The sequence below is a fragment of the uncultured Nostoc sp. genome (assembly GCF_964245445.1).
Classification (GTDB): domain Bacteria; phylum Cyanobacteriota; class Cyanobacteriia; order Cyanobacteriales; family Nostocaceae; genus Nostoc.
This window is the reverse complement of sequence record NZ_CAXTNE010000150.1, coordinates 12,870-18,939: the sequence shown is the minus strand read 5'-3', so window position 1 is coordinate 18,939 and position 6,070 is coordinate 12,870. Positions and strand designations below refer to the sequence as shown.

The following is a 6,070-nucleotide window of genomic DNA, read 5'->3' as shown; positions in this document are numbered from 1 at the left end:
TTGCGAATACCCCTAGGTATCGGTGCAGAAATTGCTTGAAAACCTTATCCAGTAGGAGTATTCGACTCATGACGTGCGCCATCGAATCGCACACTTTCTTTTACATTATATCTGTTTGGTTTTTCTGAAATCTGGGAAACAGATACACTTCAAGTATTTAATTAGCTTTTGATAGTGATAGAAAAGCCTAACAATTATGTCATAATTTGTAACGTATATTTCAGATTTCTCCTCTGCGAGGCCCTAGCCATGAGCGAACCAGCTGTTGAGACTACGGTGTTAGACCGCTACGAGTGTCGCGCCTGCGGTTATGTTTACGAACCTGAGAAGGGAGACGACAAGGATGATATTCCTTCAGGGACATCCTTTGCAGAACTGCCCATAAATTGGCGCTGTCCAGTTTGTGCTGCTAAAAAAACCGCTTTTGCCAACATCGGCCCTGCGGGTACTGCATCCGGCTTCAAAGAAAATCTCGGTTACGGTTTGGGTGTCAACAACCTAACGCCAACCCAAAAGAATATCCTAATTTTCGGTGCTTTGGCTCTTGGCTTCTTGTTTTTTATCAGTCTCTACGGCTTACAATGACAGCCGTTATCTCAGAAACAGGGAATAGTGAGTAGGGAAAAAGATTTTCATTATTGGTTGTGTGACTATAATCACACAAGTATGCTGTTTTACTTATTCCCTAGAGCATTTAATTAAGCTAAAAATGCTCACTTTTGTTTACATTGATTAGCAGTGTATTCTCTGATAAAATATTAGAGATTCAGGTGATAATCCGTAACGTCAAGCAACCTCTATACTGATAAGTTGCCTCTGAGGTGTTACAGCAAGTAATCGCAAATATATTGCTTCTCAAAGCAAGAATCACGCTAGAAGCAAACAAGTAAGAGTGCATAGAACTTGTTTTTATGCATCGATTGATACACCTTGGTTGAGATTGAACTGCTCAACTTATGTATTTGTTAGCAAATGTTAGCAAAAAAGTATCAGTAAACCTTTTAGAGAACAGCTACAGAAATTTAGAAACAAGTTAAGAAATACTAATGCATTCAATTGTGAAAGGTTGGCAACGAATAGCTACCTTGTTGATAGTAGTCCTCATGTGTATAGGTTGTAGCAAAATTCCCTCTGTTAGTTACAACCCTTGGAAAGTCATTTCTGTGCCAACAGACTCGAATCTCCTGGATATTGCTTTTACTAATAACCCTGAGCATGGCTACTTAGTAGGTAGCAATGCTACCCTATTGGAAACCAATGACGGTGGTAATACCTGGAAACCAATAACACTGCAACTGGATGAGCAAAAGTATCGTTTTGACTCAGTAAGTTTTGCAGGAAAGGAAGGCTGGATTGCCGGAGAGCCTGGACTGTTGCTGCACACTACTGATGAAGGTGCTTCTTGGTCGCGTATTCCCCTGAGCGAAAAGCTACCAGGTAGCCCGATCGCAGTTAAGGCACTAGCTGACAAGACAGCTGAGATGGCTACTGATGTAGGAGCCATATATAAGACCACAGACGGCGGCAAAAACTGGAAAGCCCAGGTGGAATCAGCAGTTGGTGTAGTGCGTAACTTAGAACGTTCTCCTGATGGCAAATATGTTGCCGTTTCCGCCAAGGGTAGTTTCTACTCAACTTGGGAACCGGGACAAGATGCTTGGGTACCCCATAACCGCAATAGTTCTCGGCGCGTAGAAAACATGGGTTTTGCTGACAATGGGCAATTATGGTTACTAGCTAGGGGAGGTCAAATTCAGTTTAGTGACCCAACTAAACCTGAAGAATGGCAAGAGGCAAAATATCCAGAGTTATCCACCAGCTGGGGTTTACTGGATTTGGCATATCGCACACCCGATGAAATTTGGATAGGTGGCGGTAGCGGTAATTTGCTACGGAGTCCCGATGGTGGCAAAACCTGGGAAAAAGACCGTGCAGTAGAAGAAGTTGCTGCTAATTTGTACAAAATTGTGTTCTTAGAGCCAGAACGGGGATTTATAATTGGCGATCGCGGCGTATTGCTCAAATATCTACCAAACCCTGAAATAACTTCTCCAGAAGCCGCTTAATGGGGACTAGGGATTGGGGACTGGGAACTAGAGCGTGTTTTCAAAATACTCGTTTTACCCCATAACTTTTTAGATCTCTCTAAACCCCGCGATAAATTAGGAAACTAGGTAAGAGTTTTCCCAATCCCCAATACCTAATTTCTGAGAAGAACTTTGCAACTTGTAACTCTTTCTTAACTTTGTAGGATAATAAACTCAATAACACTCTATGTATAAGGTAGGGAGCTAAATGTCAGGTACCACTGGAGAACGTCCGTTTTCGGACATTATTACTAGCGTTCGTTACTGGGTAATTCACAGCATCACCATTCCGGCATTATTTATTGCCGGTTGGCTATTTGTCAGCACCGGACTGGCTTATGATGCTTTCGGCACACCCCGCCCCAACGAGTATTTCACACCAGCACGGCAAGAAGTGCCCATTGTGAAGAACCGTTTTGAAGCTAAAAAACAAGTTGAACAATTTATTGGAAAATAGTTTGAGATCATGACTAGCGGCAATAACATCAATCAACCAGTTACCTATCCAATTTTTACCGTTAGATGGCTGGCAGTTCACACATTAGGTGTACCAACTGTATTCTTTTTAGGCGCGATCGCCGCAATGCAATTTATTCAACGTTAGGAGCAATCATGGTAGAAAGATCCCCCAATCCCAATAATCAGCCGGTTGAACTAAACCGGACTTCTTTATACCTGGGATTACTAATGATTTTCGTTCTGGGTATTCTGTTTTCCAGTTACTTCTTCAACTAAGTAGAAGTCCTGTTGTTAATCTTTGTTTATTGAATCTGTGTTGATTAGTTGTTAAGGGAGGAGAGAAGCTGTGTCTGGAAGTGGGAGAATTCCCCTGTGGGTCGTCGCTACGATCGCAGGTTTAGGTATAATTACAGTCTTGGGCATTTTCTTTTATGGTGCCTACGCCGGACTTGGTTCTTCGATTTAACATGAGTTAGTTTGAACCGAACACTATAAGTTAGAATTTTCTAGCATTTGTTGAGAAATCAACGTTAAAAAAACCGCCTGTCTCTATGAGATGGGCGGTATTAATTTTGGTCAATAGTCTAGAAACATATCCTACAGAATTGATAGGAATACGGTTCGGATAAGATCCCCCCGCCTGTGGCGACCCTCTTCAAAAGGGGTAAAGGAGGAAAATAGCCTCCCTTTTGAAGGAGAGTCACTGCAATCTTGGAGTCTTCCAAAGTGGAGCAACTGGCGTGGTTTGGGAGGATCTTCGCAGGGTAAACAAGCTAACTGAACTGTATTGGGATTGATAGCACTCGCTTGTCCAAAAACTTGACTAATGACTGATGACTAATGACTAGATTAGCCAATATCGTCCCTTTCAATGTATAAAAATAGAAACGCGAAGGTCACAGCTGGTAAAACCCAACCAATGATGGGAACTAAGATAGAAGGCAAAAAGGAAGCTGCCATAGTAAAGGTTCCTGTTAAATAACACTACAATTCAAAATGAGCTTACTGCAAATGCTGCCAAGATTTTTGAAATTCTAAAGATTTTTAACACAGCTAATGTGGGGAGTCGGGAGTAGGGAGTGGAAGGAGATAGGGGAGAATAAAAAATTAGCTCTTTCCCCTCTGCCCCCCGCACCCTGCCCCTCTGCCTCTTTTCCATGCCTAATGCCCCTCATACCTGAGTTACATATCGAGGAGTTCATCTAGCTGCAAGTTTGGCAAGTCTGGAGGAATCACAGTTCGCACTATTGTGACTTTGTGACTCTCCTGTTGGGTTGTCAAATCGAGTGCGATCGCTTCCAAGCGAATTTCTAGACACCCAAAGGGAATATTTAATTGCGTCATCACTTCTAATCCTCCCAAGGCGTTAGGTAACAAATTTGTCAGTAAATGAGGCCCCTCTAGTAACCAGCGAGTTTGATAATCTTCAAGCCATAACTTGACAACAACTTGGGGAGGTACTTCAGGTAGTACTACGCGCACTATGATAAACTTGCCAGCGATTAATTCGCCGTCTGGTACATGCAGTTCTGGAATTGGCAAAGGCTCAATGCCTGCCGCAGTTATGGGTTGGGAAGAGGATAAACCTAACAGTGGTTGCTTCTCTTCTTCAAAAGAGTCATTCTTCGTTCCATTGGCTTCCAGTTCACTATGTTCACTATATGTATCATCTACAACGATTTCTTGCGCCAACCAAGCTGACGCTATATTCATTTTTATTGGAGGAGGGGGGGGCGGTAGTTGTGTTACCACCATTGAGAGTGTTGGTTCAGATACTTTTACTACCGTATTTTCCTCTGTTTCTATATCAGCTTCCTTTGGTGTGTCTGCGTCTTCCCCAAAGTTCTCAAGATCAGAAACCGACTCTTGAACTTCTTCCGATATCTCTGTATCAGCATCCACGTTTAACGGCAAGTTGACATCAACATTGGGAGTTTCAGCACTAAGAGAAAGCTGGGTCTGCTGGGCTGGAACATAGCTATCGTGGTCTTCAGATTTCAGTTCATCGATGGATTCAGGCAAAGAGTATCCTTGGCTGTGCATCCACTTTCTGAGCAAGGGAGATGAGTAAAGGTTCCCTGTTGTAATGAATTGTGCATTTGGCTGGTCTTCTACTTCAGCAACAGATTCTTCTTGAAATTGTTTATTTGGCTGGGCTTCTTCTACCTCAGCAACAGATTCTTCTTGAAATTGTGCATCATCTACTACTAATTCCAGTGTATTTTCATCAGCTACAGTTGTATCCAACTGCGGTAAGTCTTCATCTGCTGGAACTTTCGCATCTGGAGCATTGTTTTTTACTTCTTTTGTATCATCTGGCAAAGGTTGTAGCCGTTTCAAGTACGGCAAAGTATTGTCGAGTATTGGCATTCGACGTTGCTTGATGATCAACTGCTCCAAGTTGATGGCAACCATAGTAACATCCTTTTCCAGAAGTTCCTCTTCTGTAGGGGATTCTACAACAACATCTGTGGGAGTGTTGGCATGGGTTTGAATAGGGGGCAGTTTTGGCAATTGAGGCGAAGTGCCTGAATTTTTTAAGTTAGATATCCGCAGGGTGGCTTCTCGCAGAACTTGTAAGTTAATTTGCGGTGGTAAAGGTGTATTTGGGGATGGATTGAGTATCTGAGACTGGTCTGTTTTTGGAATCTTGACCAGATTGAATAGTTTCAAATCGATCCTTACAGCGGCCTCTGGCTCTGTGACAGCAACAGACGAGTCCGATGGTGCTATGGTGTCATTTAAGGATGTACTAGGTGTTGCTGCGGCTGTAATTGCCAGTAATTGTGTTACATCTGCTGTAATCGTGAAGGACTGGCTGGCTAACCTGATGACTTCACCAAAATTAGCAAATCGACCATACAAAGTGATATCTGCCAAAATTAACTTTGATTCAAAGTCAGCAGGAATATCAATTGAGGTATTGATGGTGAAGGGCAACTCCTGATCTGGTAAAGGTTGCCGTACCTGGGTCAAGATTTTTGAGTTTTTGGGCGATCGCAGTTCAATTTCTAGTTCAAGCGCCTGCAAGCTTTTGGGGAATAATGTTTCAGCCTGATCTAGATTTATCTTTTCTTTGAGTTCTACGTACCCATTGATTGCAAGAGGTTGTCCCCAACGAGCAATGTAAGTATCCCAATCTAAAGTTAGCAGTAATGGAGGCGATGATTGTGTTGCTGGAGAATCTGTAACCTTTTCCTCATTGAGCAGGGCTTCAGAATTGGGTAAAGCTAAATCTATTAAATTTTGTAAAATCTGTTCTGCCGTCTCACCTTTGAGCCACACAGAATTCACAGGCTCATCAATATCTTTTTCCGTTTCATCTAGCAGAACAGTGGTATTAGGATTGCTGTCTGTAGTAACCGTCTGTTCTGTAGCGATCGCTTTATCAAAGTTAATTTCGGGTTCTTCTGGGGCAGTGTATTCTAAGTTCCCTTCATCTGGCACAAGAATACTAACGGGGTTACTGTCTGTAGCGATCGCTTTATCAAAGTTAATTTCGGGTTCTTCTGGGGCAGTGTATT

The 6,070-nt window shown here is 42.6% G+C and carries 8 protein-coding genes; 6 read left to right on the top strand and 2 right to left on the bottom strand.

Annotation, left to right across the window (positions count from 1 at the left end; genetic code table 11):
- Window positions 1–249: 249 nt before the first annotated feature.
- From ACFE90_RS22745 to ACFE90_RS22720, 6 genes are all read left to right on the top strand, one after another.
- Window positions 250–585 carry a rubredoxin gene (locus ACFE90_RS22745; protein ID WP_322648651.1) on the top strand — a complete coding sequence of 112 codons (336 nt, stop codon included), beginning with the start codon at window positions 250–252 and terminating at the stop codon, window positions 583–585.
- A 461-nt stretch (window positions 586–1,046) separates the two neighbouring features.
- Window positions 1,047–2,066, top strand: coding sequence for a photosynthesis system II assembly factor Ycf48 (locus ACFE90_RS22740; RefSeq protein ID WP_375504546.1), 1,020 nt, complete (start codon window positions 1,047–1,049; stop codon window positions 2,064–2,066).
- A gap of 229 nt (window positions 2,067–2,295) precedes the next feature.
- Window positions 2,296–2,544, top strand: a complete 249-nt coding sequence (gene psbE, locus ACFE90_RS22735; protein WP_012411800.1) for a cytochrome b559 subunit alpha — start codon at window positions 2,296–2,298, stop codon at window positions 2,542–2,544.
- Window positions 2,545–2,553: 9 nt separating this feature from the next.
- Window positions 2,554–2,691: a cytochrome b559 subunit beta gene (psbF, locus tag ACFE90_RS22730; RefSeq protein WP_015115279.1), complete on the top strand. Its 138-nt coding sequence runs from the start codon at window positions 2,554–2,556 to the stop codon at window positions 2,689–2,691.
- Between the two features lie 8 nt (window positions 2,692–2,699).
- A complete protein-coding gene (locus ACFE90_RS22725; protein ID WP_322670285.1) occupies window positions 2,700–2,822 on the top strand; it encodes a photosystem II reaction center protein L in 123 nt (40 codons plus the stop codon).
- Between the two features lie 70 nt (window positions 2,823–2,892).
- Entirely contained in the window at window positions 2,893–3,012 is a 120-nt protein-coding gene (locus ACFE90_RS22720; protein WP_012411803.1) for a photosystem II reaction center protein J, read from the top strand.
- Between the two features lie 383 nt (window positions 3,013–3,395).
- Here ACFE90_RS22720 and ACFE90_RS22715 read toward each other — a convergent pair whose 3' ends face one another.
- Both ACFE90_RS22715 and ACFE90_RS22710 read right to left on the bottom strand, forming a co-directional pair.
- Window positions 3,396–3,506, bottom strand: coding sequence for a photosystem I reaction center subunit VIII (locus ACFE90_RS22715; protein ID WP_229486813.1), 111 nt, complete (start codon window positions 3,504–3,506; stop codon window positions 3,396–3,398).
- 222 nt (window positions 3,507–3,728) lie between these two features.
- On the bottom strand, window positions 3,729–6,070 hold a 2,342-nt coding region (locus ACFE90_RS22710; protein WP_375504544.1), incomplete at its 5' end, for a hypothetical protein.

What these genes read in the sequence shown, in the direction of transcription:
- ACFE90_RS22745 (WP_322648651.1), top strand. Translation starts at nt 250, where the DNA reads ATGAGCGAACCAGCTGTTGAGACTACGGTGTTAGACCGCTACGAGTGT.
- ACFE90_RS22740 (WP_375504546.1), top strand. Translation starts at nt 1,047, where the DNA reads ATGCATTCAATTGTGAAAGGTTGGCAACGAATAGCTACCTTGTTGATA.
- psbE (WP_012411800.1), top strand. Translation starts at nt 2,296, where the DNA reads ATGTCAGGTACCACTGGAGAACGTCCGTTTTCGGACATTATTACTAGC.
- psbF (WP_015115279.1), top strand. Translation starts at nt 2,554, where the DNA reads ATGACTAGCGGCAATAACATCAATCAACCAGTTACCTATCCAATTTTT.
- ACFE90_RS22725 (WP_322670285.1), top strand. Translation starts at nt 2,700, where the DNA reads ATGGTAGAAAGATCCCCCAATCCCAATAATCAGCCGGTTGAACTAAAC.
- ACFE90_RS22715 (WP_229486813.1), bottom strand. Translation starts at nt 3,506, where the DNA reads ATGGCAGCTTCCTTTTTGCCTTCTATCTTAGTTCCCATCATTGGTTGG.